A 13,143-nucleotide genomic window follows, 5' to 3' on the forward strand; every position below is an offset into this window, starting at 1 on the left:
GGCCGGGCGCCGAAGTCCTCGGTGAGGGCCGCCGCGCCCTGGAGCTCGGGCCGGCGGAGCCCACGCCGTGCGTCTGCGAGTCACCGCCCAGGCCGCGACGGCCGCCGGGGCGGGCCGGGGCGGGCCGGGGCGGGGCCGCCCGTCGGCATGTCCGAACGGTCGGCATGCCCGATTCCTCGGCATGCCCGAACCTCGAACAGGCGCCTGGTCCTGCTGGTAGGAATCGCTCATGATCACAGAACCTCTTGATCCGATGGAATGCCTGATCGCCGAGCGCGCCTGCGAGCGCCTGATCGTCGAGTTCGTCCGCCGGCTCGACCTCGGGGACCCGAGCACGGTGGCGGAGCTGTTCACGCCCGACGGAGTCTGGGAATGGGCCGCCGACGAACGCCGCGTGGAGGGCCGCGACGCGATCCGCCGCTATTTCGGCTCCCGCCCGGCGGACCGGCTCTCGCGCCGCATGTGCACCAACATCCTGGTCACCGTGGACTCTTCGGCGACGGCCACCGCGACCTCGTACTTCGCGACCTACCGGGTCGACGGCTACACCGGCGGCATGGTGTCGCCCCGGGCGCCCACGAACGTGGGCCACTACGAGGACGCGTTCCGCAAGGTCGGGGGCGTGTGGCTGCTGGCCACCCGGTCCACGTTCCTGCCCTTCGGCGGGACGACGGACCGCCTGGCTTCCCCCGGCGGGTCGTGACGGCGGCCTTGGCGGGATCCGTCGCCAAGTCCGTTGTCAGTGGCATGCCCTAGGTTTTGATCAGGCCGGGGGACGCGTTCGCAAGGCGTCCCCTGCCGTGTCCGTGTGTGCCCGAATTCCGGGCTATGTACTGGGGGTTGCAATGAGCAAGATCGTCGCGCTGGTCTATGTGTCGCTGGACGGCGTCATGGAGAGCCCGGCCTGGACCGGCCCGTACTTCAACGAGGAGCACGGCGAGTACGCGCACACCCGGCTCTTCGCCTCCGACGCGCTGCTGCTGGGCCGCGAGACGTACGAGGGCTTCGTCCAGGCGTGGCCGGGCATGACGGACGAGGACGGCTTCGCCGACCGGATGAACGCGATGCCCAAGCACGTCGTCAGCACCACCCTGGAGACGGCGGAGTGGAACGCGACCCTGGTCCAGGGCGACCTGGCCAAGGAGGTCGCCGCGCTCAAGGAGCGGTACGAGCAGGACATCCTCATCTACGGCAGCGGCGCCCTGATCCGCTCGCTCATAGCCGAGGGCCTGGTGGACGAGCTGAAGCTGTGGGTCCACCCGGTCGTCGTCGGCGAAGGCAAGCGCCTTTTCCCGGAGGGCACGCCGACGTCCAAGTGGGCCCTGGCCGGGACGACGACGTTCAGCTCCGGCGCCATCGTCCTCGACTACCGGCCGAACGGCGAGTGACGCCTCGGGTGGGGGACCGGAGGGGAGTCCCCCACCCGTGTTGTCGGTCCGGCGCGTTCAGTCGGTCCCGGTCACCGTGACCGGGGACCACGCGCGCTCTGCCGCTACGAGCCGGTGCCTTTCCGCCGGCCCGGGCGGCCGCAGGTTCGTCGCGTACGCCTGCCAGCTGTAGCCGTTGGGGTACTGCAGGCGGACGAGGCCGTCGGCCGATTCGGTCACGGTGCCGACGGCGCCGGTGAACGTGTCCACGGCGACGGTGCCGACCGCGACGCGCGGCAGGCTCATTTGCCCCACCTGCCCCGGGCGTTGACCGCCTGCACCTTGGCGCTGAGCCGCTCGGCGTCGGTGGCGGCGCGCACGGCATCGGGAGCCACCTCCCACTCCAGCCCGCCTGCGGGGGGCCGCAGTTGGAGGCGAGGGCCTTCGTGGCCCATGACCTGACCGACCTTCCCGAGATGCATGTCGATGACGAACGTGCCGAGCCGAGGGACGGCATGCCGGGCGTCAGGGCATGTGCAGGCCGGTTCCCGGTGGCCGGACGGGCGGCCTACGGCGCTTGTGTGGGGGAGGGAAAGAGGGGCGGGGGCGGAGGGAGCGGTGGCGGGGCCGGGGGTGGTGCGGTCGAGGCCGGGCGGGACGTCTGCGAACAGCGCTCTCGTCCACTGGAGGAGGCGGGCGATAAGGTCTTTCACGTCATCAGCTCCTTGCAGGCTGCTGGCCATGCCCCCGGACCGGTCGCACGGTCGCGGGGGTCTGTCATAGGTCTTGCGTCCAAAATACCTAGACCCCCCTGTCCATGCCTAGACAAGTACACTAGTGTCTATGTCCGCCTGCATATTGATGCATACAGTCATCGCCGTGATGGAGTTTGACCCGAAGCGGCCGAAGTGGGCTCAGATCGCCGATGACATCCGCAACCGGATCGAGAGCGGTGAGTACCCGCCCGACCACCTGATCTCCGAAGTGCGTATGGAGCAGGAGTACGACGTCGCGCGAGGAACCGTCCGCAAGGTGACCGCCGCACTCCGAGAAGAGGGCCTGATCGTCACCACCCCGGGCATGGGCTCGTTCGTGGCCCGGCGATAGCCGACGAAGCTCTGACTCCTCAGCCTGCGAAGGCCCAGCCGCTCCACCGGTGAACTTGGATGGCCACCACTGGGCCCTCCGGAGGGCGTTCCATGTACTGGACGTACTTCGACTGGAGCAGCTTGATCGGCGTGCTGCAGCGAGAGGGTTCCGACCAGACTTCTGCGTGACCATCTGCCCTGGCCCACCACAGGGCGTCCCAGTTGTCGGCGTAGTGATCGACGAGGAGCGAGACCCGAGGGTTCTCCTCGATGTTGCGGAGCCGACGCAAGACCTGCGTGCTCTTCGGCTTGTGGTCGACCGCGAAGTACAGGACGTCGTGGTCCAGAGCGAAGGTGACCGGCACGAGGTGCGGCGTGCCGGTCGCGTCGGCTGTGGCCAGGCGGGCGATCGGCGAGGCCATGAACCGTGACCTGGATTCGGCTGGTCCCAGTCTCATTCGTTGAGCCTACTCGGCAGAGCGCCAGGGGTGCGGTGGACGCCCCGTGGGCGTGGGACGCCCCTGTGGGCCGGTGGGCGGATTCGTCAGCGCAGCCCGCCGCATGGGCGGTCAGGTCGCCGTCACGGGGACCTGACCGCCCATGCGGTGCGGGCGGGCGGTGCCGCCCGTGGTGTCCTCAGAGGGGCAGTTCGCGGGCGGCCAGGGCGGTGCCCTCGATCCGGGCGCGGATCTTGGCGAAGGCGGTGTCGCGGGAGGTGGAGGTGTCGTCGGCGAAGGGCGAGAAGCCGCAGTCGTCGCAGGTGCCCAGGCGGTCGGCGGGCAGGTGGCGGGCGGCGGTCAGGACCCGGTCGCGGACCTGCTCGGGGGTCTCGACGCGCGGGTCGATGGGGTCGGTGACTCCGATGAACACCCGGGCATGGCCGGGCAGATGGTCGGCGAGAAGGCCGAGGACCTTGTCCGGGTCCGGCTCACTGGCCAGCTGGATGTAGAAGGCGCCGGCCTTGAGCTGCAGCAAGTCCGGCAGCAGGGCGGCGTAGTCCACGTCGAGGCTGTGCGTGGAGTCCTGGTCGCCGCCGGGACAGGTGTGCACGCCGATCCTGGCCTGTTCGGCGGCGGAGAACCGCTCCAGGACACGGTTGTTGAGCGCGATGAACTGCTGCAGCAGGACCCCTGCCGGGTCCAGCTTCAGTGCGAGGCGTGCCTCGGTGAAGTCGAGCTGGACGATGTGCGCGCCGGCGGCCAGGCAGCCGCGGATGTCGGCCTCGGCCTCGGCGGTGAGATCGTCGAGGAAGTCCTCGAGGGGATAGCCGTCGATGCCGTCCGGCGGGTAGAGCAGGCTGAGCGCCGAGGGGGCGATGACGGCCTGTTTGACGGGGACGGTCGCGTGCCGGAGGGCGGCCCGCAGATAGCGGTCGGCGTGCACGGCGTAGCGCAGCGGTCCCGCCGTCAGGCGGGGCAGCTGCCGCTGGTGCCCGTCGGCGAAGGGGATGACGACACCGTCGGGTGCCAGCCGGTCCGGTCCGGCGAGGGGGTAGGTAGCGAAGCTGGGCTTGGACTGTTCGCCGTCGGTGACGACCGGCGAGCCGATCTCCTCCAGGCGGCGGACGGTGTCGCGGACCGCGCGGTCCTGGGCGGTGGCGAGTTCCTCGTCGCCGAGCCGGCCGGCGGCATGGTCCGCCATGGCCGAGAGCAGCTCGGGGGGCCGGGGGATGCTGCCGATGGGTTCGGTGGGAATCCCCACGCCGGCCGCGGTCACGGCTTGATCTCCAGCTGCGCCCTGCCGCTGCTGCCCCGGAGACCGGAGGCGAGGCACTCTGTGGGGAGCTGGCGGGGCAGCGCGAGGAGCACGGTCCGCCGCGCCGGCTGTCCTTCGCCTCGCCCCTTGATGACCCGGCCCGACAGTTCGACGATGAGAACGCCGGCGACACGGGTAGTGCTGCCCTTGGCGTAGTCGATCAACGACCGCTTGCCGTCGGCGTACCGCACGGTTTCCTTGAGGCGGGAGGGACCGGCGAGGGTGACGCAGGACGATGCCGGTGACACCCCGTCCAGAGAGCCGGTGGCCGGTACCGTCCTGCCCGGTGCGACGGTGCACTCGTACCGGGCGTCTGTATGGACGCGGGTTCTGCGTGATTCAAGGGTCAGGGGCGGGGCGTACGTGCTCACGCTGGCGCCCGAGCACCGCACACCTCCTCTGTGTCGGCCCGCGTCGGCCTGACCGGCTGGAGCACCCGCCCACGACGCGCCCACCAGGAGCAGGGAACTCAAAGCCACCGCAGCACCACGTCCGCCGACCATGCGCCCTCCAGAATTCCGGATCGCTACCGGCCCCTGACTACCCCGGACATCTCCCGCCACCCGGGCTTCTTGCAGCGGACCGACCGCGCACATCCGCGTCCGTGCGCGGGACATACGCCACGTGCACCCCGGCACCGCAGCACGGACTGCCCGGGCCGCCTGGAACCCCGGATTGCCGGGTAGGGACAGGCCGGACGAGAACACAGCTCTCATCCTCGGCCAAACCCGCTAGAACCCGATAGAAACCGGTAGAAGGTGCCTCTGTGAGCGAAACCGCCGCCAAGCGACTCGTCTTCGCCATGCTGGACGCGGACGGGGACGGGGTCATCTCGAAGGACGAATACTCCGCGCGGGCCGAGCGCGTGACGCTGGCGACGGGGCGCACGAACGACGACCCCCTGGTCATCGCCGCACGCACAGCCGGAGAACGGGCATGGGCGGCGATGGACGCGAACGGCGACGGAGGGGTGACCTTCGACGAGTACGCGGCATGGGCCGGCGCCGAGGCATTCGACACCGTCTGCAAGCCCGTGCTCGGCGCACTGTTCGACCTCGCCGACACCGACAAGGACGGCGCCCTGAACCTTCCGGAGTTCACGACGCTGCGCACGGCACTGGGGAACCCGGTCAGCAATGCCGAAGCGGCCTTCGTCGCACTGGACGCCGACGGCGACGGGCACATCAGCCGTGACGACTACCTCGCCTCGATCCGTGCACACGTCAGCGGGGAGAGCTCCCCCGTGGGTGAGGCGCTGTACAGCAGCGGGACGGAGGGTGCGGTGGCGGGAAGGTGAGGGATATACATCGATCATGAGAATGCGCAGTGACACGGCGGGCCGCCCTGCCCCATGGGCCGGGTATGCCGCTGCCGTGTGGGGGTTCGTGTTCGCCGTACCGAGTTTCTACTGGGGCATGGGCGGCCTGGCCGGGGCCGCGTCCACGGTGTCGCCGGCGCTGGTCGAGCTGGCGCGGGAGCGGGATCCCGGTTTCGTCGCGGTGCTGTGGGTGACCGGCGTGCTCAAAGTCGTCGGTGGGCTGCTGGGGCTGGCCCTGGCGCGGCGCCGCGCGTGGGGGCGGGGCATGAGCCGGGTCCTGCAGTTGGCGGGGTGGGGAGGGGCGGTGCTGCTCGTGTGGCACGGGGCGCTGTTCGTCGGACAGGGGCTGCTCGTGCAGGCGCACGTCCTCCGCATCGAACCGGAGTTGGTGACCGTCAGCCGCTGGTACACCTGCCTGTGGGGACCGTGGTTCATGGCCGGCGGGGTCGCCTTCGCGCTTGCCGCGCGGGCTCACCTGCGTGCGGTGGGCGACGACCGTCGCAACGCCGGGATCGCGGGATGGGTGGGCGGGATCGGCGCGGCGGTGCTGTCCGCCGGGGCCACGGTCGCGGGAGTCGGCTGAACCGTTCGGGGCACGGCGCCACTGGCCCTAGGGTTCCGCCGGGCTTGTGCCGCCTCATCCAGGTGCGTGTCTGATGGTCCGGTGACGGCCTGCATCTCGATCGTTCACGGTCGTGCGGGGCGGGTGAGCTGTCCGATGGTGTCGTTCCCAGACCACCGCCACTCAGTATCCGTTCCCACCGAACGGGAGCCGTATCGTCGCGCGGCACGCCCGCCATCGCCGAGCCGATCCATGACGCCACCGTCCCCGCGCCGCACAAAGCCGGAGGTGAGCCGGGCGACGCGTGCGAGCGGCTGCTCGACGCAACACCACGGTGGCGAGGCACGCCACCGTGCTTCACACTGAATAAAGGCGGTGAGGCGTGCGCATGCAGGGGGCAGGGCGGTCAGCCTTTGCGAAGGAGCCCCAGAGCGCAACGTCCACGCTGATCGTGCCGGGGGCGGGCCCCGTCGAACGCAACGTCGCTGTTCATCCCAGACGCTGAAGCCGGGTTGGGGTGACTTGACCGAACAAGCAACTCCCTCGTGACGGGGAAGCGGCCTGCTGTTCTCACACTCCCCGGTCTCACACTCCCCCGAGTGGGGATCGCCGAGCTGGCTGACGATGAAGGGGGAAGGTGGCGATGGGTAGAAAACGGTCTGTCCTCGGGAAGAATGCGCCCCGGCTGGCCTCGCTTACTGTGCTCCTTATGGGGATCGGTTTGCTGGCGCCCGGCCCGGCCAAGGCCGATCACATCGGCCTTATTATCCGCAGTCAGAGTTCCGGATTGGTAGTGGACGTTGTGGGCGGGCGGCCGGACAGTGGCCAGGCGGTCACGATTTGGCAGCAGAGCGACGCCGCGAGAAATCAGCAATTCGACTTCGTGGACGCGGGCGGCGGGAGGGGATATAAGATCGTCGCGCGGCATTCAGGTAAATGCCTGGATGTCGCCGGCTGGTCCAAGGCTGACGGAGGGAAGATCATCCAATGGGACTGTCATGGCGGCGCCAACCAGCTGTGGGAGTTCGTGGACATCGGGGATCCGAAGTCATGTCCCCCTGGCTCCGGCGGTTGCAGTGAGAACGCCGTGGGATACCTGATTCGCTCCAAGCACAGCGGCAAGTGTCTCGATGCAGGCAACGCGGACTTTCCCAGTCCGCCCAAGCAAGGTGCTTCCTTGCAGCAATGGGCGTGTGCCGGGAGCACTGGTGACCCTTTCTGGGTCAATCAGACATGGAGTTGGGAGGTCGGTCGGGGCCATTCCAGCGCATACGTTGAGCCTCGCACCCTTCCGCCGATGCCTCCTGAGGCGAAACAAATGGTCGACCAGATCACTCAGGCGCGACGTGACGAGGCTCGGTGTGCCGATCCGAGTGTGCGTCTTGACCCCCGGCTCAGCGGGGTAGCGCGTAAACACAGCGAGGATCTGGCCGCCAACTATGCGACGCTCATCGATGCGTATCCCAGGACGGACCCCAAGCGAGGTCACATAGGCTCGAGCAACACCATGCCCGTGGATCGTATAAGGGCGGAGGGCTTCGCCCCTGCACAGCGTCCTGAGAACTGGAGTTACGGCACGAACCAGACTTTCGCGCAGGCGATGGATAATTGGTTGCATCACGATGAGGCCTCCAATTGGGGACATCGTGCGGCGATCCTCGACTGTACCTACAGGGTGCTCGGTGTGGGCAAGGCCAATGGCCATAATTCCCGGGTCTACTGGACACAGAACTTTGCCCTCAGGTGATAACACGCTGACGACGCCGACCGCCGGGGCCGCGTACGTACGCGGCCCCGGCAGTCGCGTGCTCCGGCCGGAACGTCAGCAGGGCTTGACGTACCAGATCGGGTCCCAGTTGTAGGACGGGTTGTAGGAGGGTGCGCCCACTGTGGTCACGAGCACGTTGTGGTTGCGGTCCATGAGCTTGGCCCGGGTGCCCGGCGTCTGGTTGTTGTACCAGGAGCCGTTGCCCTTCCAGTTGGTCAGGCCATAGGTCTTGCAGTTGTACAGGTTGAGCTGGTCACCGGTGCCCGATTCGCCGCGGTACATACAGAAGTTCTCGTAGGGGCAGTACCAGGCGAACTGCTTCTGCGCCGTCAGGTCACGGGCGACCCGCTCACCGGGCAGGGTGACGAGGACGCTCATGTCCCCCCGCTCGATCTTGTTGACGGCCACCTGTTTCCCGCCCAGGTCGGCGAGGTAGCGGTCGACTCTGCTCTGCAATTCCTTCGCCTGCGAGCCGGTCAGCCCCGCCTTCTTCGCCTGTGCCGCGAACTCCGCAGTGCCGGTGGTGCCGGTGCCGGCGGCCGAGGCCGTGCCGGTGGCGCCGATCAGCGAGCCGGCCAGTGCCGTTGCCGCGACGCTCATAGCGGCCAGTTTGCGCAGTGCCATTCGAGATTCCCCCTCAATGGATCCCGAGCTGACACCCACCACGTATGCGGTGGGCATGCCGGTCAGTGTCCTCAGGGAAGGGGCGAACACCTAACCGGTTCGGCGGTGTTCGAAACGCACTGGTGGCCTTCGGCGTCACCCGTCCAGCGCGTCGTCCAGGATCCGCACCCACTGCTCCACCACCCGCCTGCGCCGCGCCCGGTCGTCCGTCAGCAGCGTCGCCAGCCCCAGCCCGCGCGCCATGTCCAGCAGGCCCTGCACGGTCTCCCGCACGCCCGGCACTTTCTCGTCCGCGCCCAGCAGCTCCACCGCCATGCGGTGCGTCTCCCGGCCGACGCGCGTCTCCAGGTCCGTCACGCGCGAGCGCAGCCGGGAGCGGTCGTTGGACGCGGCCACCCACAGCTGCAGCGCCGCCCGGAACACCGGACCGGTGTACAGCTCGACGAGTTCGGTGACGACGATGTACCTGCGCGCCGGCCCCAGGATCGGCGAGGTGGCGGCGACCAGCTCCCTCAGCGCGGCCGAGCGCTCCTCCGCCACATGCTCGACCGCCGCCGTGAAGAGGTCCTCGCGGGTGGGGAAGTGGTGCTGGGCCGCGCCCCGCGACACCCCGGCCCGCTCGGCGACCACGGCCACCGTCGAGCCCGCCCACCCGTACTCGGCGAGGCAGGCGATGGCCGCCTGGAGCAGGCGCCTGCGCGTGGCCCGGCTGCGGTCCTGCTTGGGGCCGGGGCGGGGGCCGGTCAGCGCATCCATGCCGGGTCTCTCCTCTCCAGGAACGCCGCCATGCCTTCCCTCGCCTCCGCCGACGCGAACAGCTGCGCCGACTGCTCGGCCAGCGCCCGCGTGTCACGGTCGAAGGCACCCAGCACCTCCGCCGTGACCAGGCGCTTCGACGCGGCGAGGCCCTGCGGGGAGCCCCGGCGCAGCCCGGCGAGGAGCGGTTCGAGGGCCCGGTCCGGGCCCGGGGCGCCGGCCGCGACCGTGATCAGGCCGATCCGCGCCGCCTCCCCGGCGCCGAAGCGCTCCCCGGTCAGGCAGTAGCGGGCCGCGGCCCGCGCGTCGAGCTTCGGCAGCAGCGGCAGCGAGATGACGGCCGGGGCCAGGCCCAGCCGCGCTTCCGTGAAGGCGAACGACGAGGACTCGCTCGCCACCGCGATGTCGCACGCTCCCACCAGCCCCAGGCCCCCGGCCCGCACATGGCCGTCCACCCGCGCGACGACGGGCCTGGGCAGCTCCACGATCGCGCGCAGCAGCCGGGCCAGCTCCAGCGGGCCCGTCGGTGCCGGCTCGGTGAGGTCCGCGCCGGCACAGAAGGTGTTGCCCGTGTGCGTCAGCACCACCGCACGGGTGTCCGCGTCGTCCGCCGCCCGCGCCAGGGCATCCCGCAGCTCGCTCACCAGCCGGGCCGAGAGGGCGTTGCGGTTGTGCGGGGAATCCAGGGTCAGCGTGGTGACGCCATGCTCGTACGCGCTACGGACCGGCATCGTCGAACCTCCTTGTGTCAGTAGGACTTCGGCAGGCCCAGGGTCCGGTGCGAGACGTAGTTGAGGATCATCTCCCGGCTGACCGGTGCCACCCTCGTCACCCGCGCCGCCGTGATCAGCGAGGCGAGCCCGTACTCCGTGCTCAGACCGTTGCCGCCGAGCGTGTGCACCGCCTGGTCGACGGCGCGCACGGCGGCTTCGGCGGCCGCGTACTTCGCCATGTTGGCCGCCTCCCCGGCGCCCGCGTCGTCCCCGGCGTCGTAGAGGTGCGCGGCCCTGTACATCATCAGCCGCGCCAGCTCGATCTCGATGTGCGCCCGCGCGAGCGGGTGGGCGATGGCCTGGTGGGCGCCGATCGGCTCGTCCCACACCCGGCGGGTACGGGCGTAGCCGACCGCCCGCGCAACCGCGTAGCGCCCCATTCCGGTCGCGAACGCGGCCGTCATGATGCGCTCCGGGTTGAGCCCGGCGAAGAGCTGCAGCAACCCGGCGTCCTCGTCGCCCACCAACGCGTCTGCCGGCAGCCGTACCTCGTCCAGAACGAGCTCGAACTGCTTCTCCGGGGAGGCGACGTCCATAGGTATTCGGTGGTGCGTGAAACCGGGAGCGTCCCGTCCGACGATGAACAGACACGGCTTGAGCCTGCCGGTCCGGGCGTCCTCCGTACGGCCGACGACCAGGGTGGCGTCGGCGACGTCCACGCCGGAGATGAAGACCTTGCGGCCGGTGAGGATCCAGTCGCCGCCGTCGCGCCGGGCCGTGGTGGTCAGGCGGTGGGAGTTGGAGCCGGCGTCGGGCTCGGTGATGCCGAAGGCCATCTTCGCGGTGCCGGCGGCGAGGCCGGGCAGCCAGGCCCGCTTCTGCCCCTTCGTGCCGAAGCGGGAGATCACGGTGCCGCAGATGGCCGGCGAGACGACCATGAGCAGCAGCGGACACCCGGCGGCCCCCAGCTCCTCCAGCACGATGGCCAGTTCGGTGATCCCGCCGCCCCCGCCGCCGTACTCCATGGGCAGATTGGCGCCGAGGTAGCCGAGCCGGCCGGCCTCCGACCACAGCTCGTCGGCGTGCTTGCCGTCGCGCACGGCGGCGGCGAAGTACTCGCGGCCGTACCGCCCGGCGAGCGCGGCGACGGCGGCTCGCAGCGCGCGGTGCTCGGCGGACTCGATCAGAGAGCTCATGACGGGTTCTCCTCGGACTCGGTGACCACGGCGAGCAGTTCCCCCACCTCGACCTGCCGCCCGGCCACCGCGTGCAGCGCGCTGAGCGTGCCGTCCGCCGGAGCGACGACGCGGTGCTCCATCTTCATCGCCTCCAGCCACACCAGCGGCTGCCCCGCCCGCACGGACGAGCCCACGGCGACCCCGTCGGCGACCCGGACGACCGTGCCGGGCATGGGCGCGACCAGAGAACCGGGCTCCACCAGGCCGACGGGATCGGGAAAGCGGGGCAGGGGAATGAGGGCGTACGAACCGGCGTGCGGGGTGTCGACGTGGACGACCGTGCCGTAGTCGGCCACGGAGATCGCCCGCCGGACACCGTCCGCTTCCAGAACCACCACCTCACGGCCGGCCTGCAGCAACCGCACACCGCCGAACCCGTCGGCGGCCAGCCCCTCCCTGCCGATGCGATACCGGATCTCGCATTCACTGCCGTCGCCCTCGCAGCGATAGCGCTTGACCTGCGGCTGCGAGGGAACGTTGCGCCACCCGCCGAACCGGGACCGCCCCTGAGCGTCCGCGACGGCAGCGGCCAGAGCCGCGAGGCGGCTGTCACCCGGCGGGACGCCGAGCTCCGCGAGGTGACGCCCGTAAAACCCGGTATCAACGCGCCCCCGCACAAAATCCGGATGCCGCAGGGAGGACACGAGCAGAGAGCGATTGGTGACCGGACCGTGAATGCGAGCACGCTCCAGCGCATGGGCGAGCCTGCGCAGGGCTTCCGCCCGACTGGGCGCCCAGGCGATGACCTTGGCGAGCAAGGGGTCGTAATGAACCCCGACGCGATCACCACGCCCGACCCCGGAGTCGACCCGTAGACCGGCAGGGAGGCCGCGGCGCCGCACCCCCACCGCGCCGTCCGCCACCGCGCCGTCCGCCACCGCGCCGTCCCCCGCCACACCGTCCCCCACCGACAACCGGTGCACCACCCCGGCCTGCGGCAGCCACCCCCGCCCCGGATCCTCCGCGTAGAGCCGGGCCTCCACCGCATGCCCCTCCGGCAACGGCGGCTCCCCCAGCGCCAACCCCTCCGCGACCCGTACCTGCAACGCCACCAGATCGACCCCGTACACCGCCTCCGTCACCGGGTGCTCGACCTGCAGGCGGGTGTTCATCTCCAGGAAGTACGGCCGCCCGTCCGCGGCGACAAGGAACTCAACGGTCCCGGCGCTGACGTACCCGATAGCGCGAGCCGCCGAATCGGCCGCAGCGTAAAGGGAGTCGACCAGCTCGCCGGACAGACCCGGAGCCGGAGCCTCCTCGATCACCTTCTGATGCCGCCGCTGCAGCGAGCAGTCCCGGGTCCCCAGCGTCCACACCGTCCCGTGCGCGTCCGCGAGGATCTGCACCTCCACGTGCCGCCCGCCCTCCACGTACGGCTCCACGAAGACCTCGCCGTCCCCGAAGGCCGCCGCCGCCTCCGCCCGTGCCGAGGCCAGGGCGTCCGCCAGCCCGTTCAGGGAGCGCACCACCCGCATGCCGCGGCCGCCACCACCCGCGGCGGCCTTGACGAGCACCGGCAGGTCGGCGGCCACCACGGCCGCAGGCGAGAGGGGCACCAGCAGCGGCACCCCCGCGTCCGACATGATCCGCTTGGCGCGCGTCTTCGACGCCATCGCCGCGACGGCCTCCGGCGGCGGCCCGATCCACACCAGCCCCGCATCCCCCACCGCCCGTGCGAAGTCCGCGTTCTCGGAGAGGAACCCGTACCCCGGGTGCACGGCGTCCGCACCCGCCGCGCGGGCGGCCCGGATCAGCAGATCGCCCCGCAGGTACGTATCAGCGGGAGCGACCCCGGGCAGCCGGACCGCCGCGTCGGCCTCGCGGACGTGCAGGGCGTCCGCATCCGCGTCGGAGTACACGGCCACCGTCGCGATGCCCAGCGAGCGGCACGTGCGAAAGACGCGGCAGGCGATCTCACCGCGATTGGCGACGAGCACAGAGGAAATCATCAGCC

Annotated in this window: 16 protein-coding genes; 6 read left to right on the forward strand and 10 right to left on the reverse strand. The window is 70.5% G+C overall.

From position 1 onward, the window contains the following. Window positions 1–229: 229 nt before the first annotated feature. Together AB0F13_RS00250 and AB0F13_RS00255 are read left to right on the forward strand one after the other, a co-directional pair. Complete coding sequence (locus AB0F13_RS00250) at window positions 230–703, forward strand: nuclear transport factor 2 family protein (RefSeq protein WP_362072622.1); 474 nt, start codon at window positions 230–232, stop codon at window positions 701–703. A gap of 142 nt (window positions 704–845) precedes the next feature. Further along, window positions 846–1,388 carry a dihydrofolate reductase family protein gene (locus AB0F13_RS00255; RefSeq protein WP_362072625.1) on the forward strand — a complete coding sequence of 181 codons (543 nt, stop codon included), beginning with the start codon at window positions 846–848 and terminating at the stop codon, window positions 1,386–1,388. 57 nt (window positions 1,389–1,445) lie between these two features. Here the strand turns inward: AB0F13_RS00255 and AB0F13_RS00260 are convergent, their stop codons facing one another. Both AB0F13_RS00260 and AB0F13_RS00265 read right to left on the reverse strand, forming a co-directional pair. Continuing rightward, the gene (locus tag AB0F13_RS00260) at window positions 1,446–1,673 is read right to left on the reverse strand and encodes a hypothetical protein (RefSeq protein ID WP_362072628.1); all 228 of its coding nucleotides are present in this window, start codon (window positions 1,671–1,673) and stop codon (window positions 1,446–1,448) included. Next, window positions 1,670–1,849 (reverse strand): hypothetical protein, encoded by a 180-nt coding sequence (locus AB0F13_RS00265; RefSeq protein WP_362074394.1) that lies wholly within the window; start codon window positions 1,847–1,849, stop codon window positions 1,670–1,672. The genes AB0F13_RS00260 and AB0F13_RS00265 overlap by 4 nt, the downstream gene beginning before the upstream one ends. A gap of 397 nt (window positions 1,850–2,246) precedes the next feature. Here AB0F13_RS00265 and AB0F13_RS00270 point away from each other — a divergent pair, with 397 nt between their 5' ends. Next, a complete protein-coding gene (locus AB0F13_RS00270) occupies window positions 2,247–2,474 on the forward strand; it encodes a GntR family transcriptional regulator (RefSeq protein ID WP_362072631.1) in 228 nt (75 codons plus the stop codon). 19 nt (window positions 2,475–2,493) lie between these two features. Here the strand turns inward: AB0F13_RS00270 and AB0F13_RS00275 are convergent, their stop codons facing one another. The 3 genes from AB0F13_RS00275 to AB0F13_RS00285 all read right to left on the reverse strand — a co-directional run bounded on the left by AB0F13_RS00275 (window position 2,494) and on the right by AB0F13_RS00285 (window position 4,458). After that, complete coding sequence (locus AB0F13_RS00275; RefSeq protein ID WP_362072634.1) at window positions 2,494–2,913, reverse strand: TIGR03668 family PPOX class F420-dependent oxidoreductase; 420 nt, start codon at window positions 2,911–2,913, stop codon at window positions 2,494–2,496. A gap of 178 nt (window positions 2,914–3,091) precedes the next feature. Further along, on the reverse strand, window positions 3,092–4,156 hold the full coding sequence (locus AB0F13_RS00280) for a cobalamin-independent methionine synthase II family protein (RefSeq protein ID WP_362074397.1): 1,065 nt from the start codon (window positions 4,154–4,156) through the stop codon (window positions 3,092–3,094). Window positions 4,157–4,167: 11 nt separating this feature from the next. After that, window positions 4,168–4,458, reverse strand: a complete 291-nt coding sequence (locus AB0F13_RS00285) for a hypothetical protein (protein WP_362072637.1) — start codon at window positions 4,456–4,458, stop codon at window positions 4,168–4,170. 518 nt (window positions 4,459–4,976) lie between these two features. Here AB0F13_RS00285 and AB0F13_RS00290 point away from each other — a divergent pair. The 3 genes from AB0F13_RS00290 to AB0F13_RS00300 all read left to right on the forward strand — a co-directional run bounded on the left by AB0F13_RS00290 (window position 4,977) and on the right by AB0F13_RS00300 (window position 7,837). Continuing rightward, the gene (locus AB0F13_RS00290; RefSeq protein WP_362072640.1) at window positions 4,977–5,507 is read left to right on the forward strand and encodes an EF-hand domain-containing protein; all 531 of its coding nucleotides are present in this window, start codon (window positions 4,977–4,979) and stop codon (window positions 5,505–5,507) included. A gap of 16 nt (window positions 5,508–5,523) precedes the next feature. Then, complete coding sequence (locus tag AB0F13_RS00295; RefSeq protein ID WP_362072643.1) at window positions 5,524–6,111, forward strand: DUF3995 domain-containing protein; 588 nt, start codon at window positions 5,524–5,526, stop codon at window positions 6,109–6,111. A 688-nt stretch (window positions 6,112–6,799) separates the two neighbouring features. Next, a complete protein-coding gene (locus AB0F13_RS00300) occupies window positions 6,800–7,837 on the forward strand; it encodes an RICIN domain-containing protein (RefSeq protein WP_362072646.1) in 1,038 nt (345 codons plus the stop codon). A gap of 75 nt (window positions 7,838–7,912) precedes the next feature. Here the strand turns inward: AB0F13_RS00300 and AB0F13_RS00305 are convergent, their stop codons facing one another. From AB0F13_RS00305 to AB0F13_RS00325, 5 genes are all read right to left on the reverse strand, one after another. Continuing rightward, window positions 7,913–8,458 (reverse strand): hypothetical protein, encoded by a 546-nt coding sequence (locus AB0F13_RS00305; RefSeq protein ID WP_362072649.1) that lies wholly within the window; start codon window positions 8,456–8,458, stop codon window positions 7,913–7,915. A 159-nt stretch (window positions 8,459–8,617) separates the two neighbouring features. Next, window positions 8,618–9,238 carry a TetR/AcrR family transcriptional regulator gene (locus tag AB0F13_RS00310; RefSeq protein WP_362072652.1) on the reverse strand — a complete coding sequence of 207 codons (621 nt, stop codon included), beginning with the start codon at window positions 9,236–9,238 and terminating at the stop codon, window positions 8,618–8,620. Then, window positions 9,226–9,969 carry an enoyl-CoA hydratase family protein gene (locus AB0F13_RS00315; RefSeq protein WP_362072655.1) on the reverse strand — a complete coding sequence of 248 codons (744 nt, stop codon included), beginning with the start codon at window positions 9,967–9,969 and terminating at the stop codon, window positions 9,226–9,228. The genes AB0F13_RS00310 and AB0F13_RS00315 overlap by 13 nt, the downstream gene beginning before the upstream one ends. A gap of 17 nt (window positions 9,970–9,986) precedes the next feature. Then, complete coding sequence (locus AB0F13_RS00320) at window positions 9,987–11,147, reverse strand: acyl-CoA dehydrogenase family protein (protein WP_362072658.1); 1,161 nt, start codon at window positions 11,145–11,147, stop codon at window positions 9,987–9,989. Continuing rightward, window positions 11,144–13,138 carry a biotin carboxylase N-terminal domain-containing protein gene (locus tag AB0F13_RS00325; protein ID WP_362072661.1) on the reverse strand — a complete coding sequence of 665 codons (1,995 nt, stop codon included), beginning with the start codon at window positions 13,136–13,138 and terminating at the stop codon, window positions 11,144–11,146. The genes AB0F13_RS00320 and AB0F13_RS00325 overlap by 4 nt, the downstream gene beginning before the upstream one ends. Window positions 13,139–13,143: the final 5 nt, after the last annotated feature.

Origin of the sequence: Streptomyces sp. NPDC026206 (assembly GCF_040638465.1) — a bacterium.
In the GTDB taxonomy this organism is placed as follows: Bacteria; Actinomycetota; Actinomycetes; order Streptomycetales; family Streptomycetaceae; genus Streptomyces.